Source organism: Chitinivibrionales bacterium (assembly GCA_014728215.1).
GTDB lineage: Bacteria > Fibrobacterota > Chitinivibrionia > Chitinivibrionales > WJKA01 > WJKA01.
On record WJLZ01000165.1, the window covers coordinates 17,449 to 35,931 of the forward strand.

Sequence of the window (18,483 nt, forward strand, 5' to 3'; positions counted from 1 at the left end):
CCTTGGAAAAAATGTGTGTATATAAAATTTTACTAATTGCTATCCTTACGATGACAGGAGATTGCGAAGGGCCGCTCCTTGACCGTGTTTGGAACTTATTTTGTTCATTCGTTTCATCATCGATTTCATAGAATCGAACTGTTTTAAAAAACGATTTACTTCCTGGACTGTCGTTCCGCTCCCGGCCGAAATTCGGCGCTTTCTCCTGCCGTCAATAACTGACGGTTTCCGGCGCTCCTCTTTTGTCATCGATTGTATTATCGCTTCCGTTCTCTTGAGTGCATTGTTGTCTATTTCTGCATCTTTCAACTGTGAGCCGACTCCCGGCATCATGGAGAGCAGATCGCCAAGAGGGCCCATTTTTTTAATCTGATTAAGCTGCTCAAGAAAATCCTGGAGGGTGAAACTATTTTTTCTGAGTTTTTTCTCAAGTTTCCTGCTTTTTTCTTCATCAAAGGATTCCTGAGCTTTTTCCACCAGTGAAACGATATCACCCATTCCGAGGATACGGGATGCCATTCGTTCGGGATGAAATATCTCGAGGCCATCAGGTTTTTCACTTGTTCCGACAAATCGGATCGGTACACCGGTGACATTGAGAATAGACAAGGCGGCGCCACCGCGTGCATCGCCATCCATTTTTGTAAGAATAACACCGTTAAAACTGGTTTCCTTATGAAATTCGGTTGCCGCCGTGACCGCATCCTGCCCTGTCATGGCATCTGCTACAAAAAAGATTTCATCCGGTTTGATTTCTTTACGAAGGTTCCGGAGTTCGGCCATCATTTCGGCATCGATATGTAACCGGCCGGCAGTATCGATTATTGCAAGGGTACATCCTTCCTGTTTTGCATGATGTAGCCCATTTTTTGCGATATCAAGGGGTTTTTTTTCACGGTCAACATAGGTGGGGATATTCAGGGATTTTCCAAGAGATTCGAGCTGATCGATAGCCGCCGCACGATAGGTGTCGCAGGCGATGAGAAGTGGGCGGTGCCCCTGCTTACGGAAATGAAGTCCAAGTTTGGCACAGGAGGTCGTTTTTCCGGAGCCCTGAAGGCCGGCTACCATGATAATGTTTAACCGGTTAGTATGATATTTTGCCGGTTGAGCATCGCCACCCATAAGCTGTGTCAGCTCATCATTAACAATTTTGACAAATTGCTGCCCTGGTGCGATTCCCCGCAGAGCTTCGGTTCCGACAGCCTTCTGTTCGACATCGGAGATGAACCTTTTCACCACCCGATAATTAACATCAGCCTCAAGAAGCGCACGTTTAACCTCGCGCATCGCTTCGGCAATGTTTTCGTCGGTAAGCCGGCCACGGGCTTTTAGTTTTTTAAATATAGAATCGAATCTTCCGGATAATTCTTCAAACATACGGTTCTGTAATGCCCTCTGTATTTGTACTGCCTTCCATTGCCAGGCTGGAAAACGGGTATTTTATGCGAAAACTATTGAAAATAATTGTCGGAAGGATAATCGGACAAGGTGTACAATTTTATTGGCCACCTTCAGCAATTCAGAAATGCTTCGATAACTCTTTTTCCCTCATTATCCTTCGAAATATTTTGACTTGGTTTTATTATGATAGATAAAGTATTATATATTATGTTATCATTAATATTCGAACAGGCAGACAAATTATTCACCCTATCAAAGGAGGAACAGATGGCGATGGATACCATGTGGGAAAAGATCAAAAAAGGTCTCAAGGACGGTGCGGCAATGTCGATGGATAAAATAGAAGAATATACCAAGATCGGGAAGCTCAAGATTGAGGAAATGGCTGCCAACCGGAAAATCGATCGCAACTATATGGATATTGGCGAACGGGTGTTTAACCTTGTTGAAGAGGGTAAAAGCGGAGAAGTCGGTGATGATCTTACCGTTAAATCGGCAATCGAAAATATTAAATCATTAAAAGATGAGCTTAATGATATCGCCGAAAAAATTCAGGAGGTCTCCGAAGAAGCCGAAGAGGAAAAAGGCTGTGGAGAGAATGAAGAAGTTACCAATGTATGAGAACTAAAAAGCACCGAACTGTTGTTATTATTCCGCCTCGCGCTGGCAGGATTAAATCTCTGCGGGTCAGGATATCGTTTCTTGTTTTCCTTTCTGCGCTGATGCTGGTTGGTTTTGCCGGGTATTTTATCCCCTTCAACAGCTTTTCTCTGGATATTGTTGAAGAAAATCAAAAAAAGAACCTGGCTGCACAAAATGTAAAATTGCTTCACCGAATACGGTCAATTCGTACATCGCTTTCGAGGCTGCGAAAAGAGGTGGCATTTCTTGAAGAAAGAAAATCTGATATCGAAAACCTGACCCGGTCCGGCAAAACCAGGCAAGCCGCAAAAAATATGGGTAACGAAAAGAAAGAGGAAAAACTTACCCTGGAGCGGGTGATGGTACTTGCACAAAAGAATGAGAAATCGATCCAGCATTTTGCCGACCGGTTATCGAAAGATCCCCGTTTTCTGGAAAAAATTCCTGTAGCTAAACCTGTAAGTGGTTCTATTCACCTTGGCATGAAATTCGGGCAGGCAAAGGACCCCTTTACAAACAAGATTAAAATGCACCATGGTCTGGATTTTGTTGCAGAAAAAGGAGCCCCCGTATTTGCAACGGCGTCAGGCGTCGTTAAAAGGACCGAAAATCACCGTGCCTGGGGGCTCAGGGTCGTAATTGATCATGATTTTGGTTTCAGCACAGTGTATGCTCATCTTGAGTCGATAAAAACCGTTCGTGGCAGACGGGTAAAAAAAGGGGATATTATCGGAACTGTCGGTGCTTCAGGAATTTCGGTAGGACCCCGTCTCCATTATGAGATACGCAGGCATGGCAAATCGGTGGATCCCGAAAAATACATGTTTCCGGAATTTTCAGATACCACCGATATAGTGGTTGCTTCAGCCAAAAATATAGAATAGCAGGGCTCCCAGGCCGATTGCCGCCCCTGCACCAAATAATCCCCATAGAAACAGCTTTTTTCCTGCGCCAACCGCATTCTTTTTGATTGTGATGCTCGATGGATCACGCACAAGTTGAGTAAGAATCAGGTCGGGAGACAGATCGGAGATCTCTCTGAGTGAGGCATACACCGCCTGGCCGAATTGTGCGGCATTTGAAAAACGTTCATCGGGATTGATTGCCATCGCCCGTTCAACAGTCTCTTTTACCGACGACGGAACAGGAATGCCATAGGAATCGAGAGGTTTATACTGGCCCCTGGTTTTGGCTTGAACAAGATCCGAAAGCTTTTTCTGGGGAAAAGCACGGTGCCCCGATATCATTTCATAAAGCACCGCTCCTAAAGAAAAAATGTCGGTCCGGTGATCCAGTGTTCCACCACCAAGTTGCTCGGGGCTCAGATATACCAGTGTTCCCATTATTTTATCACCTACCGTGTGGAGGCTTATTTCGGATGGACGGGCGATACCAAAATCCATGAGTTTTACAATACCGGCTTTTGATAAAAAGATATTATCGGGCTTAATATCCCGGTGAATCAATCCCCGAAATATTTTGCCGTAGAGGGTGTAATCTTTGGCATGAGCATAATGGAGAGCCTGACAGACATAGTAAACGATTGCCAGAGCCGCCGGCAAAACAATTGTTGAATTCTGTGCGATTAGTTTGGCAACCGGAGAACCATCGAGATATTCCATTTCGATAAATGGTACCTGACGGTCCCAGTATCCCAGGCCGTGGATTTCGATAATATTCGGATGACGAATATCGGCAAGGATTTTTGCTTCGGTGAGAAATCGATCTTTTGCTTCCTTGTTGTTGCCCTTTTTAAGTATTTTAAGTGCCCGGACAACCTCAAGGCCGGTGTGCCATGCCTTATAAATATTGGCATTGCCGCCCTCGCCAATAAGAAGCTCAATTTTGTTGGGTCCGATTTTTGTGCCAAGTTCAGGAACGGTGTCCTTATAGGGATTAACGTTATCGTTATTCACATTCATAAATCGGCTCCCTTACATGTTCCATTATGGAATATAGAGCAAATATACATTGTGGTTCTCCTTTTAGAATACGGCATTGTATTTTCATAATATGAATATCTTAGTGATCCGTTTCAGCTCTATGGGAGATGTAATTCTTACAGCTCCTGTATTTACATTATTACGATCCCGTTATCCCGGTGCTACTATAATTTTACTTACCCGGCACGAATATGGCGATATTTTTCGTGATGATCCCCGGATAAACCGTATTCTTAGCCCAAAAAAAGGAGAATGGCCTTCTGAGCTTTCTGATATTGTCTGGGATAAAATTATCGATCTTCAGGCAAATTCTTCCAGCAGAAGAGTCATTCGGAAACTCAATACAAACTCACCCGTTGCACGCTTTCGAAAACTGCATTTTGAACGTCTCCTGCTGTTATTGCTGCGAATCGATTGTTATAAACCGGAGGAGAATGTCGTGTATCGGTATGCGAAGGCTGCTGGTTACTCAGAAAAGGAGCATGGGGCGTTGCCGTTGGTTGAAATCCGGGTTTCGCATTCCGGGACCGGCATAAAAAACAAAACTGCCGAAATCATGAATCAGGGAAAGCCGATTTTGGCCCTTATGCCTTTTAGTGCATGGAAAAATAAAGAGTGGCCCATTACCTATTATGCTGAAACCGGGCGGTATTTTATTTCACGGGGTTGGAATATTGCTATTCTTGGTGGACCTGAAGAAAGAGAAAAGGGAATAAGTCTAAAAAACATGCTTGGCCCCGCAGCGTTTTCTTTTGCCGGGGAACTATCAATTGGAGGAAGCGCAGAATTACTGGCCCGATGTTCTTTGGCTCTGGGAAATGATACCGGCTTGTCTCACCTTGCCAGGGCTTCAGGAGTGGAAACCGGCATTATTTATGGTGCAACGACACGGCATTTTGGTTTTTTCCCCTATGGAAAACCACCCTATGCAATTTTTGAAGAAAAAATATGGTGCCGCCCATGTCATCCCCATGGGGGAAATATCTGTCTGAGATATAATAAACGATCTTGTCTGTTCAGAATAAAACCGGATGTGGTTGTAAGGAGGCTTGAAGCGCTTGCGGGTGATCGATAAGGCGGAGTTTGGTGATAACTTGACTTAATTGTTACCTTCGATCATTTTATAAATTATGAAAAAGAGTGTCTACACATGTATTTTTATTTCTTCGCTTCTTTTAATGAGGTGGGATGTTACTGCCCAGGGGAAAGAAAAAATTGCCCGATTCCTGGCCGGTATTGAACTTCTGCAAAAGGACAAAACGTTAACTCCTGATGAAAAAGCGGAAGAGTATCGGAAGCTTCTGGTTCTCATGGATACTACCTCTGAGCAGATTGAAAAGGCTATAGAACGATACAGAAAACGGCCCGGGGATTGGAAAGAGATCAACGAAAAGGTCCTTCAGATTCTGGAAGATATCACAAAGAAATCTGAAGAAACACCGCCTGAAAAAGAGAAAAACGAAAAGTAAAAATTGTTGAAATAAAACTATATAAACCTGAGGAGCTATGTCATGTCAAGTGAATATTTAGCGGAATTTACCGATTCGAATTTTGATGATGAAGCACTGAAAGCTGATACGCCGGTGGTAGTCGATTTCTGGGCCGAATGGTGTGGGCCATGCAAAATGCTTACGCCGATTATCGAGGATGTTGCCAGGGAATATGAAGGCAAAGTGAAAATGGGGAAGCTTAATGTGGACGAAAATCCGAGTACGGCGTCAAAGTACGGCATAACAAGCATTCCGACAGTGTTATTCATTAAAGACGGAAAAGTTATTGATCAGCAGATCGGCCTTTTAGCAAAAGATCCGCTTAAAGCAAAAATCGACAGTTTACTCGGCTGACAGATTCACTTCGTAATAAATTCGATTGGTCTCCAAAAGCGGGGCCAATTATTGTTTGACTACTCAAATCTTTTTCAACACCTCTAGTTATTAAACCGATTATGAAAATTTTAGCGCTCAATCCACCCTTTTTGCACAGATATTCCCGTGAATCACGTTCTCCTGCCGTAACCAGGAGCGGTACCCTCTATTATCCTATGTGGCTTGCCTACAGTGTGGCATATCTTGAGAAACATGACCATGAAGTCCTCTTTATTGATGCTCCGGCCGCCGAACTTGATGCCGCACAGGTTTATGAGAAGGCAAAAGAGTTTCAACCCCAAATGGCTATTCTTGATACCTCGACACCGTCGATATACAGTGATATCGAAGTTGCAGAAGGCCTTAAAAAGGCTTTGCCCGATATTTTTGTTACTCTGGTGGGAGTGCATGTTTCCGCCCTGCCCGAAGAGACTCTGCAATTGAATGATGCTGTTGATGCTGTTGCTTTCAGGGAGTATGATGCTACCGTTGTCGAATTGGCTGAAAAGATTGTTCACTCCAGAGACGATACTTCACTGGAATCGGTGAAGGGCATTGCTTACAGAACTCAAAAGGGAGAGATTCGCAAAAATGAACCGCGGCCCTATATCGAAAATCTTGATGATATCCCTCTGGTTTCATCGGTGTATAAACGACATCTTGGAACCAAACCCTATTTTTACGGGCATAGCCGCTATCCGCTCGTTGTGATTATTTCTGGGAGAGGCTGTCCTTTTCACTGCACCTATTGTGTTATCCCCCAAACCCTTCAGGGGCATAAATATCGTACTCGATCGGTTGCCAATGTTGTTGAAGAATTCAGGTATGTTGCCGAGAATATGCCCGAAGTAAAAGAAATTATGATCGAAGATGATACCCTTACCGCCAACAAAAAACGGTGCAGAGAGTTGTCGGACACATTGATAAAAGAGAAGATGACCCGTATCCCCTGGTCGGCCAATTCCCGGCCGGATGTTGATATTGATACCATGCGGCTCATGAAGAAGGCCGGGTGCCGTCTTTTCTGTGTAGGGCTCGAAAGCGGCGATCAGCAAATTCTCGATAATATCAAAAAGGGGACCAAAATTGAACGAATCCGGCAGTTTGTCAAAGATGCCCGCCGCGCGGGAATTCTTGTTCACGGCTGTTTTATGGTCGGCAACCGGGGAGAAACAAGAGAAACCCTCGAAAAAACATTGCAGTTGGCCAAGGATTTGAATCCCGATACTGCACAATTTTATCCTATAATGATCTATCCCGGTACCGAGGATTACGCCTATTTCGATGAAAAGGGATGGATGGTTACGCATAATTTCAGGAAATGGCTTAATGAAGAAGGACTCCATTCTTCGGTTGTGTCCAATCCCGATTTAACCTATGAAGAACTGTGTGCATTTTGTGACCGCTCCCGAAGAGAATTTTATCTTCGCTTTTCATATATGACTGCCAAATTTATCCAGATTATGCGTCATCCCGGTGAAGCGAGGCGGGTATTTAAGGGGTTTCTGAATATCTACAAATATCTTTTGAATTCTTCACCCAAATCCGGATGATACCCTGTTTCACGAAACCATGGCAGTAACCATCAGTGCAACAATACTCTTCTGGCTTTCACTCTTCCTTTTGATCTGGGCCTATGGAGGATTCTCTTTTTTCCTCTCCTTTGTGAGCAGGTTTGTTAAAAAACCGGTAAGAGATTTTTCCTTTAAGCCAGCGATTACAATTTTTATTCCCGCTTATAATGAAGAAAAAGTAATTGCCGAAAAGATAGACAATTGCCTTGCCTTAGACTATCCCCGGGATCGTCTCGAAATAATGGTGTGTTCCGATTGCAGTTCTGATAAAACCGTTGCAATCGCGCAGTCGTACGCCGGTAAGGGGGTTAAGGTTTTTGATTACCGGGAGCGCTCGGGCAAGACCGGCATGATAAACAAAGCCGTTCCTGTGGCTCAAGGAGAGATTGTCGTTCTTACCGATGCCAACACCATGTTTGAAACCGATGCCGTGTCGAAAATGATAAGCATGTATTCGTCGGAGAAAATCGGCGCTGTTTTGGGGCAGGTCAAACTCCGGGTGCCCGATCTGGGATATGGGCTGGATAAAGAGGTGGTATACAGAAGTTTTGAGGCGGAACTCAAATACAGAGAAGGTCTGTTCGGTACTGCTCAGGGGGCCTTTGGGGGAATGTATTCCATTAGAAAAAAACTCTTTAAACCTTTGCCTCCCAATGCATATTCCAATGATGATTTTCTTACCCCCATGAAAATAATGAGCAGAGGGTATAAGGTTTTATTTGATAAAGAAGCCGTTTCGCATGAAGATACGGCGATGAATGTGGAGGAAGAATTCAGGAGACGGGTACGGATTGGTGCGGGAAATTTTCAATCGTTCTTTTTTCTTCTTCCCATGCTCAATCCTTTTCGGGGAACAGCGTTCCTTTTTTATTTATCTCATAAAGTCCTGCGCTGGTTTTCTCCCATGCTTTTAATTCTTGTACTGACAGCGAACATTTTTTTGATTTCCGAGCCGATTTATCTGGTGTTGTTTCTCTTTCAGGGAGCCTTTTATGCTACTGCCTTAATCGGCTGGATATTATCGAAAGTAAAAATCAATCTGCCTATGGTTTCATCAATTTATCACTTTTCTTCTATGAATCTGGCGGTGCTTCTGGGTTTTTTCAAATGCCTTCGGGGCATAAAGAGTGCAGTCTGGCAATCGACGGAAAGGGCAGTCGTATGAAAGTGTTGATAATTACCGAAGAAGATGTTTTTTATATTTATGAATTCTTCAAACATTTTTTCCCCCTTGCCCGCAAAGCAGATTATACGGTGAGTGGTATTACCATCTTACCCCCTTTTAACAAGCGCTCTACGGCAGCATTGGCAAAACAGATGTATGGTTTTTACGGTCTGTTCAATTTTCTCAGGATGGGTTCGCTCTATGCATTCCGAAAATTTGCGGGGTTCAGTGTCGAGCAACTTGCCAAAAAGTACGGCATACCTTCTCTGGACACTCAAAATGTCAACGATCCCGCCTATATCGAAAAAGTCAGAGAAAACAGGATCGACTGCATTGTTTCGATTGCCGCGCCCCAGATCTTTAAAGGCCCTCTGCTTGATTCCGTTCCCAAAGGATGTATTAATTCTCATTCGGCGCTGCTTCCCGAGAATAAGGGGATGATGCCTGTTTTCTGGGGTATGTATTCGGGTAACCCGTATATAGGTGTGACAATTCATTATATGGATAAAAAACTCGATAGCGGAGATATTGTCAAGCAGAAAAAAGTGGAAGTCGGCAATGAATCACTCCATGAAATGATAATAAAAACCAAGCGTTTAAGCGCCCATCTTATCGATGAATCGCTCCGGGAAATAATGGCCGGCAGAGTACAACGTAGTCCGATGCCTCAGGGAGGGTCGTATCATTCATTCCCAACGCCGCAGGAAGTGAAAGAATTTAAGCGGCGGGGCAAGAGAATTTTATAGGCGGAAATGTATTTTGTAATTAGTGATTCTCGGATACGAACCATTAGAAAAAAACGTCTGCACCATGAAAAATGCCTTTTCTATCGACCTTGAAGATTGGTTCTGTGTTAATAATCTCAAGGAGGTCATCGATTATTCTTCATGGGATACAAAAGAGCTTCGCGTCGTACCGAATACCCGAAAACTCCTCTCTATTCTCGATACGCACAACGTAAAATGTACGGTTTTTGTTCTAGGATGGATCGCCGAACGAGTTCCTGAACTGATTAGAGAAATTGATGAGGCCGGTCATGAGATTGCTACCCATGGATATGCTCATTTATTTGTGAAAGAGATAACCCCCGATATTTTTGAAAAGGATCTCAAGGAATCATTGAAGATGATCAGGGCAGCCGTTGATACGGAGATCAGAGGCTATCGTGCCCCTTCATTTTCTGTTAAAGTAGAACAGAAAGGGATTTTCGACATACTGGCACGAAATGGAATCCGATACGACTCATCAGTGTTTCCCATTGCATTTCATCCGGACTACGGCAATTCTCTGTCCTGCCTTTCTCCCTTTAAAGTCACCGAAGAAATTATCGAATTTCCCATGGGCTGTTTTCGTCAATTCGGTGTTAATCTGCCCTGCTGCGGAGGAGGTTATTTCAGGTTGCTCCCCTACCGATTTATCGCCCACGGCATTCGGCAGTGCAATAAAGAAGGAAGGCCGGTTGTTTTTTACATTCATCCGTGGGAACTCGACCCAGGGCAGCCAAGGGTTAAATTGCCGGCGATAAAAACATTCAGGCATTATTATAATCTCGAAAAAACAGAGGTGCGGCTTAATCGCCTTCTGTCTCAATTTGAGTTCGATACGATCAGGTCGGTTTACGGAATATAGAGGAATTACGATTATTTGAATTATAATGTGAGGAGTAAGGTATGAAGCAGGAGAATTGTCTGGAAGTTATTCCTGAAGCACTCGGACAGATTACGGGTAAGGGCGCTTTTCTAACGGTTGCTGATGGCGACAGGCTTAACACAATGACTATCGGATGGGCAACGATAGGATATGTATGGAAAAGAAATATTATGACTGCAGCGGTGCGCCTGAGCCGTCATACGTTCTCACTGATTGAAAATTCGGATAATTTCAGTGTATCGGTTCCCACCGTCGATATGGCGAAGGAACTTGCTTTCTGTGGATCCAAATCGGGAAGCGACTATGATAAATTCAAGGAATGCAATCTCGAGATTGTCGATCCACAGAAAATCACAACACCGATCATAAAAATGCCGGGGCTTCATTTTGAATGCACAATCGTTTACAAATCAGCCATGGATCCATCTTTTATGACTCCTGATTTTGAAGCGATATACCCGAAAAAGGATTATCATACGCTCTATTATGGTGAAATAGTTGATTGCTACCGTATCTGACCTGTAAATTTATCGCCGTTGAGATCTGGAGAAACAGATGACAGTGGAAAAGGAATCGATCAAAGGAAAATCGGCGTTTATTTGCGATATGGACGGCGTGATTTATCACGGTAACCGTCTGCTTGAAGGCGCTGGTGAATTTGTAGCGTGGTTGAAAAAAAATGATAAGCGATTTCTCTTCCTGACCAACAGCAGTGCATCCACAAGAAAGGAGCTGAAACAGAAGCTTGCAAGAATGGGGATCGAGCTTCAGGAACAGCACTTTTATACCAGCGCACTCGCTACCGCCCAGTTTTTAAGCTGGCAACTTCCCCAGGGAAGTGCCTATGTTATTGGTGAAGGTGGCCTTATCAATGCGCTCTATGATGTTGGATTTTCTTCAAACGAAATCAACCCCGACTACGTGGTTGTCGGGGAAACCAGAGCATACAATTATGAAAAAATCGAACGCGCGGTACGATTGGTGCTCGATGGTGCAAAGCTTATCGGGACCAATTCCGATATTACCGGGCCCACCGAGAAAGGGATAGTCCCTGCCTGCAGGGCGCTGATTTCGCCGATTGAACTGGCTACCGATACCCGCGCCTATTTTATCGGTAAGCCAAACCCGCTGATTATGCGGCATGCACTGAAAGAACTCGGTTGCAGGAGGGAAGAAACTATCATTATCGGTGACAGAATGGATACCGATATTATTGCAGGAATCGAATCGGAAATCGATACAGTGTTGGTTCTTTCGGGTGTTACTGCCGAGGCGGATTTACTGAAATATCCCTATCAGCCAAAAGTTGTCATGAAAGATATCGGACAATTATTTAAATAATCATCAGGTGCGATTATGAACACACATCATTCTGTCAGCGGTTCTTAAGACTCTTCAGCCAGTAGGCATACAGATCATCCAGGGTTTTTTCGATTGAGATTCCGGGTTTCCATCCGGTATGGGAGCGGAGCTTTGTATTGTCACCAGCAATCTTCGGGCTTGCTTTATGGGATCGCAGTTTCTGTTTTGATTGTTCTACGGTAATTTTTTTATCGGTTTTGCCCAGAAGGCAGGTGAGGATATAATCCAGCGATACCGTATCTCCCCGGCAAACATTATAGGTTTCACCTTTCTTTCCTTTTGTACAGATCCGATAGTATGCTTCAACGACATCCCGAACATCGGAAAAGTCGATTTCTACCTCAAGATCACCGACTTTAATTTTTGAGTCGCCCTTTGTTTCGCTGATTTCTGCAATTTGTTTTGCCCAGTCGGAACAGACAAATCGTGGAGATTGTCCGGGACCGGTGTGGTTGAAAGAGCGGGAAAATCTGATGTCCAGTCCGAATTGACGAACATATTGAATGCCGATCATTTCCGCACTGAATTTTGATATACCGTAAAAATCGGTGGGGGCCGGGGGTGTCTGTTCAGCTATTAAATCCGAAACAGCATTGCTTCCGTACTCTTTCGACGACCCAACCACAAGGACTCGCGCCGATGGGCAACTGTTTCGGACCGCATCGAGCAGTGAAACTGTCCCCATAATATTAATTTCGAGTGCCCTGCCCGGTGTGGCGTCGGCGTCGGGGAGATAGCTGATAGCGGCAAGATGATAGATATAGTCGGGCCGAACACGGTCCAAAAGGTGTAACATACTTGCATTATCAAGGATATTAATCTGAGAATAGTCGACTTTCGGCCAGGGACACTGAGCCCATTGATCGATACCCACCACAGTATGGCCGTGAGAAAGAAGACTCTTCGCTAAATATCCACCGACAAATCCGGTTACCCCGGTGATTACAGAGACCACAACAGTATTCTTTTGAAAATTTACTATTTAAACTATACGGCTATGGCTTAGAAGCCATGCCATACTTTCTTTTAGATCATATGTGTGTTTATGCCGACGCAATGTATCTGAATAAAATAATTCTGCAACAGCATAACTCATTATCAAAATAATATTTATTGTCCTGTCGATGAAAAGATAGAGGGAAATACCTGTTACGAAATCAGAGAAAAGACATTTTCAAGCACATTCCGCACCGTAACAGATTCTATACATTCTCTGGTGCAGTGAGGACCTGTCTTTTTTTTCGCATGACAGGGAGAGCAAAGGCACGTCGATTGGACAATCGAGAGCGGAGCACCGAAGGGTTTCCATATTCGGGGATCGGAAGGGCCGAAAATAACAACCCCGGGACATCCAACTGCACCAGCCAGGTGAGCAATGCCTGAGTCGTTTCCAATGAAAAGGGTACACTGAGAAAGAAATGCGGCAACATGCGGAAGCGGTTTGTTTCGAAGAATATTATGATGCCATGCTCCATCGGGCAGTGGATCATCCGGGCCTGCAATCCAGAAAACAGTATATCCATTTTTATGCAGTGCTGCGGCTATCTGTTCAAATCGATCTTTTGGCCAGTTTTTCAAAACACTTCCGCTTCCAGGATGAATGGCGACAATATTTTCAGCTTCACCAGCCAGGTGTCGCGCTTTTTCCAGATGGACCGGTTGGGGAATGAGATATGGACAGTTTTCGAGTTCGATTTCCTTCCCCAGATACCCGGCAAGGGCTTCATAATGGTATCGAATTTTCAGCATATCAGTATCGGGAATGGGCTCCTGTGAGACGATTTTATCAATACCACTCCTTTTTAAATTGGTGATTAGAGGAGAATTGTTGTCGGCAAATACCAATGCTGAAGATAAGCCTGGATAAAGCGGTGGCAATTCTTTACTATTTTTGTAAGTTGATGAAAATAATCGGCAAAAGCACGCTTTATCGATATCCAGGATTTCATCAAAGCAGTCGTATTCTTTTCCCAGAATGCCGGTAGCTTTTTTTCCTAAAAATATCCGGTGGTGACCAAGGTGATTTCGATTCCAGAGTTTTACGGTAGGCAGTGTGGTAATAAAATCACCAACTCCGCCGGCATGGTAGATTAATGTTGCCATAGGGAAGAAAAATATTCTTTTTCCTTTGAGAGGTCTATCTCTTTGTACTCTTTTTCCAGCCGATCGAGGGTAGCCAGTTGGCCTTGAGCGAAACGAGAAACAGCATCGGAGGATGTCGTTTTTATTTTGTGTTTCATGGCTTGAAGGACGGGCTTGAAAGATTGTATAAATCGACCGAAACGCTCGGACATGCACGCCTGTTGAAATCGAGATCGGATATACTCCACAGCTGTTTCACTGGGATGAACCATATCGGCAGCATAGAACCGGTAATCCCTGAGTTCATCCATCATGATTTCATAGGAAGGAAAATAATAGAGTTTTTCATATCTTTTCTCGAGTGTATGGAGGGCGGCAAAGAGGTGGGATTTGCTTATGCAATTTTCATGGACGCTGTCCCGGAGATGACGCACCGGGCTGATTGTTATAATAAGCTGAATATCCGGACGATGCTTGAGAAGAGAATCAAAGGTACGGGAGCACATCTCGGTAATTTCCCCGGGAGAAAGAAGCATTCGATCGAAATGGTCGTGAGGAAGCGTATGGCAGTTGGCGACAACTTTCTTTTCGTTGCACAATTTATAAACAAATGCCGTTCCGAAAGTCACTATGCAAAAGTCTGCATTTGTGAGTGACTGGATTGCACTGTCGAATTCTCGATTGATCGATTGAAGGCATTCGTCTTTGTTTTTGGCGCTAAATTGTGTATGATGATCAAAACTTCGCCAGAGCCCATTGTATTCAAAGAGCTCGTTTTCGCTATACCCTTTGTGATTCAGAACTCGATTAATCATGGCGCAGATCGAGGCGGGGTTATAAAGAATGCCGGTGGGATGCATGCAGAGAGATGCATGATATTCGGCGAGCATGGCGCCGATATGAGTTGCGAAGCATGATCCTGTGCTGAAAACAGTGTGGGAAAGATCGATTTTTTTACAGCAGGAGGTGACAGGTACAACCGTCCTGAAAAGCGGATGACATTCTTGTGGTTTAGTGGTCATATCAGTCCAGACCGGCAGTGTTTTTGCCGTCCATAATGACGAGGCCTTTGAAAAATTCGCCGGCAGTTCCGGCGGATTTGAATGGTCGTGGTGCCTTTCCGACACCGACATAAAATCCGACATTATAAACGATATCGTCTTTGTGCGCCTGACGGGCTTCGAGTCTGACCGCCATCATGTCGAGCCGGCAGTTTTTCCAGTATGCCGGTGCATTTCGTTCACCGCCGGGAAGATAGATAAGTCCCTTGGTTCTTCCCCACAGAAATTGGAAAAGAAGATGGTTTTCGATACTTGCCCAGAATGCGGGGCAGGATATTTCTCTGTATTTTTTCTCGGATGCAATAAATGTTTCCCGCAATGAGCCGCTGTGAAAATTGAGTGTGTTGCCGGTCCAATGATCGTTGACCAGGTAGATGGGTGATAAATATTGTTCATTCATCTCGAGATTTTTTTCGGCGCGAATTCTGTCAAGAACAATGAGCCCGTCTTCGCCCCATGTCAAAACACGGATATCGCGTGTAAGAAGTGTTTCATTCTGTGCATTGCGGTACAATATCCTTCCACAGGTATCGAATCCGTCTTTCTGATAGCGATCATTATGAAATGCTACTTTCCAATGTGAAACCCTCTCTTTTACTGAAGGAATTCCAAACAGACCGGCGCGAAAGGGGGCTACCAGTTCAGGTTGAATATTTATATTCATATGAGCAATGGGATGACCGTTAATCGCTTTCCATGCCATGCTTCGCAGGAGCCGGCTGTTTTTCCGGTAACATATTTGTACAAAAGGATAAATCTGTTTCACGTTCAAGGCGTTGTCAACCTGGCCGGAGGAATAGAACCGAGCTTCTTTCCGATGTTGCAGGGTTGCGAGCATTGCGAGTTCGAACCCAACCTGACTCTGAAAAAAGAGGGTCCACCCTTCATAGGACGGCTCAAAGCCCGGTATCCATTGATTGGTTTTTTCGGCATCATTCGTCACGAGAGTATCGATCCAGGCAAGCAGCCGGGCAACCAGGCGCATTGCGCGGGGATCGTTGTTCCAGAGACCCCATGCCAGGGCAAAGGGGCGGGGTATGAACATGGGAAGATCCTGGCCGCCGGGTTCATAAATCATTCCTGTAGGAAGGCAGAATCGTAAAAGAACATCAAACGCTTCCTGATGGTGTTTTCGTTGAAAATATTCGGGTGGTTGGCGTCCGCGTAAGGAATAGGCTGCCATGGCCAAAACAATCCATCCGCCGTATGATAAGATAACCGGGTGGAAAAAATCATGGTTTTCGGCAGTCATATCGGGATAGAGCGTTTGCGTACAGGTCATCTGTGCAACCGATTTGCCACAGTATTCGGTATGATCTGCCTTGTCATAGATGCAGGTCGCTGTATTAAGCGCCCATATTTGAAGAGCATTTTCCCATTCGGTGACATGATCATGTTCGGGCATCATATTAATTGCCCATGCCAGTACGAGCGCATCCTGGGCATTTTCTTCAACTTTCGTATCAATTTCACAACCGCTGGGCGGTAAAATGCCAATAAACCTGTCGGCTTCGAAGGCAACAATTGCATCAATTTTGTTCAGCAACTCTTTTGAAAGGTGTTTTTCGGCTAAAAATGCTGTCAGCGCCATTATAGAAGCCCAGAGGCTTGAGCGCCAATTCTCACCCCATCGCTTTCTCTCAAGAAAGGATTCCACATTCAGTGAACCGGTGAGATGCGTATTGCATGCCCATTCAAGTCCATGGTTTAATTTTTCAATAAGCTCTTTTTCGGCTATAATTTCTTGGATCGTTTCCGTTTCATTTTTGTATAAATAGGCGGCCAGAATACAGAGAACATGAAGATGGGGGCGTACGACGTATTCGATAACTGGTGAAGAAGAGGCAACATGGTGCATGTTGAATTTTTCGGGATTTGTGGAGCCGAAAATTCCGTTAGTTTGATCGACTTGATGCCATGATTTTATATAAAAGGGAAGGCCATAGGAGAGGAGCTGGAATATCTTATGTGATTCGAGTTTTTCGGAAAAATGAAGCATGTACGCCCGGGTCCTTACGACTCCAGGGGACGCTCCATCGGATATGTTGTGATCGAATTTTCTTCAGCCGCATCGATGCATTTTTTTGCAAACTCACGGGCCGTGTTCGAGTCGTAGAGAACAAGAAACCGTTCACCAAAAAACCGAGGTAATCTGTCGCCCTTAAGCCATTGAATATGTTTATCCACTTGGTTGCGAAGAAAACCGGAATCTTCGCCGGAATAGCCAATTCCTATATATGCCACGCCTATCCAACTGGTAAAAGTATGAAAAAATTTGGCCTGATAATTAAAAAATAAGAAAAAGGCCGATTAGAATGGAAGCCCCGGAGGCAAAGAATGTTAAATAGTTTGAATTCCGGCTTCCAAAAAAGGGTACAGGAGACCTGATATTGTTACAAATATGCTGAAAATTCCTCTGCGCAAGACGTAATTAATATTTGAATAACCGCAATAATTCCCATATTCTTGTACACTATTTTTATTTCAATATATTTTAGAACCTAGGGGGCTGTAGCTCAGTTGGGAGAGCGTGGCGTTCGCAATGCCAAGGTCAGGGGTTCGATCCCCCTCAGCTCCATATATGTTATCCCGAATCAGGTATAATTTTTAAGAAGCTTCTCTTTGACGGGGAAAGCTTTTTTTTACTATTAAATAATATTTGTAATTTTACAGCCGTATTCTCTGCATGAAGCGTTTTAATAAAAACCATGTTCTCCGGACTAGCCTGTTACTGCTTATTTCCTGTACAACAATATTTTCCTTTTCTCGATTCACAAATTTCAGTTCCACCATTACGATCAATGATATTCTTGTCGACGGAAGTATCGTTTATGCTGCAACCACCGGCGGTCTTTTTATCTTTGATAAGTCTACCGGTGAAGGAGAATTTGTCAAGGATATCCGGAAATTTCCCGATCTTGAGCTGTCATCATTGTGCAAGGATCGGAAAAACAGCCTCTGGATAGGATCGAACCGGGGGTATCTTACAAAGATAGCTGAGGATGGTGATTTTGAGGTCTACTCTTCGTATATAACAGCAGGGTGGAAAATCAATGACCTCTATTGCCATGACTCCTATTTGATTGTGGGGTCAAACAGGGGATGCAGTATTTTTAATCCGGAAAAGAAACCCCGTCCTGAAGCATTTAAAAACGCCGAAAAAATAGGCAATTTTGAATCACCGGTCGTTAATGTTGTCGCTGTTTTCAATGATATTCTTTACCTGGGATGTGAGAGTGGATTTGCCGCGCTTGATTCCGGGGAAACAATTGAAAAGAGTAATTTTTATGATCAGAGCATCTGGAAAACCCGCAAAACCGACAAACCGGTTATCGATTGGCTTGTTCATAATAACAGTCTTCAGGCAATGAACACAATTGCCACATCATTCCAGGATAACCTCACGCATGCATCAGGAAAAAAAGTATACATTAACAATGTAGAAGCACTTGAGCTTCCAAGCGATATAATTTCTCTGGCAAGCAATGGCGATCAGTACTGTTGGATAGGGACCAGAGAAAATTATTTCTACCGGTGGGACGGTAAGGAACAATTGGACCAGTATGAGATTCGTGGCCTTACATTCAAATACATCAATCATTTGCATGTGGATCGCAAAGGGAAATTGTGGCTTATGCCTGCTTTCAACAAACCCATAAATTGGCACGAGCGAATTATCCGTTATAACGGAGAAACCTGGGAATTGATGGATCATAAAGCTCGTCTGGGTAGTCC

At 44.1% G+C, this 18,483-nt stretch carries 18 protein-coding genes and 1 tRNA gene; 13 read left to right on the plus strand and 6 right to left on the minus strand.

The genetic code is table 11. The features are described from left to right. Positions 1-45: 45 nt before the first annotated feature. A complete protein-coding gene (locus GF401_14610; GenBank protein ID MBD3346284.1) occupies positions 46-1,380 on the minus strand; it encodes a signal recognition particle protein in 1,335 nt (444 codons plus the stop codon). Between the two features lie 291 nt (positions 1,381-1,671). Between GF401_14610 and GF401_14615 the strand changes: the two genes are divergently transcribed. Together GF401_14615 and GF401_14620 are read left to right on the plus strand one after the other, a co-directional pair. Then, complete coding sequence (locus GF401_14615; protein ID MBD3346285.1) at positions 1,672-2,025, plus strand: hypothetical protein; 354 nt, start codon at positions 1,672-1,674, stop codon at positions 2,023-2,025. After that, entirely contained in the window at positions 2,022-2,930 is a 909-nt protein-coding gene (locus GF401_14620; protein ID MBD3346286.1) for a peptidoglycan DD-metalloendopeptidase family protein, read from the plus strand. The genes GF401_14615 and GF401_14620 overlap by 4 nt, the downstream gene beginning before the upstream one ends. Here GF401_14620 and GF401_14625 read toward each other — a convergent pair. Further along, entirely contained in the window at positions 2,910-3,968 is a 1,059-nt protein-coding gene (locus GF401_14625; protein ID MBD3346287.1) for a protein kinase, read from the minus strand. The genes GF401_14620 and GF401_14625 overlap by 21 nt on opposite strands. Positions 3,969-4,059: 91 nt before the next feature. On the opposite strand from GF401_14625, the gene GF401_14630 reads away from it, so the two are divergent. The 9 genes from GF401_14630 (at position 4,060) to GF401_14670 (ending at position 11,584) form a co-directional block, all read left to right on the plus strand. Further along, positions 4,060-5,064: a hypothetical protein gene (locus tag GF401_14630; GenBank protein ID MBD3346288.1), complete on the plus strand. Its 1,005-nt coding sequence runs from the start codon at positions 4,060-4,062 to the stop codon at positions 5,062-5,064. 55 nt (positions 5,065-5,119) lie between these two features. Continuing rightward, positions 5,120-5,458 (plus strand): hypothetical protein, encoded by a 339-nt coding sequence (locus GF401_14635; GenBank protein ID MBD3346289.1) that lies wholly within the window; start codon positions 5,120-5,122, stop codon positions 5,456-5,458. Positions 5,459-5,500: 42 nt separating this feature from the next. Next, positions 5,501-5,833, plus strand: coding sequence for a thioredoxin (gene trxA, locus GF401_14640; protein ID MBD3346290.1), 333 nt, complete (start codon positions 5,501-5,503; stop codon positions 5,831-5,833). A 101-nt stretch (positions 5,834-5,934) separates the two neighbouring features. Then, positions 5,935-7,407 (plus strand): radical SAM protein, encoded by a 1,473-nt coding sequence (locus tag GF401_14645; GenBank protein ID MBD3346291.1) that lies wholly within the window; start codon positions 5,935-5,937, stop codon positions 7,405-7,407. 19 nt (positions 7,408-7,426) lie between these two features. Beyond that, positions 7,427-8,593, plus strand: a complete 1,167-nt coding sequence (locus GF401_14650) for a glycosyltransferase (protein ID MBD3346292.1) — start codon at positions 7,427-7,429, stop codon at positions 8,591-8,593. Next, entirely contained in the window at positions 8,536-9,339 is an 804-nt protein-coding gene (locus GF401_14655) for a hypothetical protein (GenBank protein MBD3346293.1), read from the plus strand. The genes GF401_14650 and GF401_14655 overlap by 58 nt, the downstream gene beginning before the upstream one ends. Positions 9,340-9,403: 64 nt before the next feature. Further along, positions 9,404-10,222 (plus strand): DUF3473 domain-containing protein, encoded by an 819-nt coding sequence (locus GF401_14660; GenBank protein MBD3346294.1) that lies wholly within the window; start codon positions 9,404-9,406, stop codon positions 10,220-10,222. Positions 10,223-10,263: 41 nt separating this feature from the next. Next, the gene (locus GF401_14665) at positions 10,264-10,761 is read left to right on the plus strand and encodes a flavin reductase family protein (protein ID MBD3346295.1); all 498 of its coding nucleotides are present in this window, start codon (positions 10,264-10,266) and stop codon (positions 10,759-10,761) included. 37 nt (positions 10,762-10,798) lie between these two features. Further along, complete coding sequence (locus tag GF401_14670; protein MBD3346296.1) at positions 10,799-11,584, plus strand: HAD-IIA family hydrolase; 786 nt, start codon at positions 10,799-10,801, stop codon at positions 11,582-11,584. Positions 11,585-11,618: 34 nt separating this feature from the next. On the opposite strand, the gene GF401_14675 is transcribed toward GF401_14670, so the two are convergent. From GF401_14675 to GF401_14690, 4 genes are all read right to left on the minus strand, one after another. Beyond that, positions 11,619-12,587, minus strand: a complete 969-nt coding sequence (locus GF401_14675; GenBank protein MBD3346297.1) for an NAD-dependent epimerase/dehydratase family protein — start codon at positions 12,585-12,587, stop codon at positions 11,619-11,621. 167 nt (positions 12,588-12,754) lie between these two features. Then, positions 12,755-13,708, minus strand: coding sequence for a hypothetical protein (locus GF401_14680; protein ID MBD3346298.1), 954 nt, complete (start codon positions 13,706-13,708; stop codon positions 12,755-12,757). Further along, positions 13,696-14,832: a hypothetical protein gene (locus tag GF401_14685; GenBank protein ID MBD3346299.1), complete on the minus strand. Its 1,137-nt coding sequence runs from the start codon at positions 14,830-14,832 to the stop codon at positions 13,696-13,698. Before GF401_14685 ends, GF401_14680 begins: the two co-directional genes overlap by 13 nt. 1,929 nt (positions 14,833-16,761) lie before the next feature. Continuing rightward, positions 16,762-16,992: a hypothetical protein gene (locus GF401_14690; protein MBD3346300.1), complete on the minus strand. Its 231-nt coding sequence runs from the start codon at positions 16,990-16,992 to the stop codon at positions 16,762-16,764. A gap of 261 nt (positions 16,993-17,253) precedes the next feature. Between GF401_14690 and GF401_14695 the strand changes: the two genes are divergently transcribed. Next, positions 17,254-17,326: transfer RNA gene (locus GF401_14695), tRNA-Ala, on the plus strand. A 108-nt stretch (positions 17,327-17,434) separates the two neighbouring features. Further along, a partial coding sequence (locus GF401_14700) for a hypothetical protein (protein ID MBD3346301.1) occupies positions 17,435-18,483 on the plus strand: 1,049 nt, incomplete at its 3' end.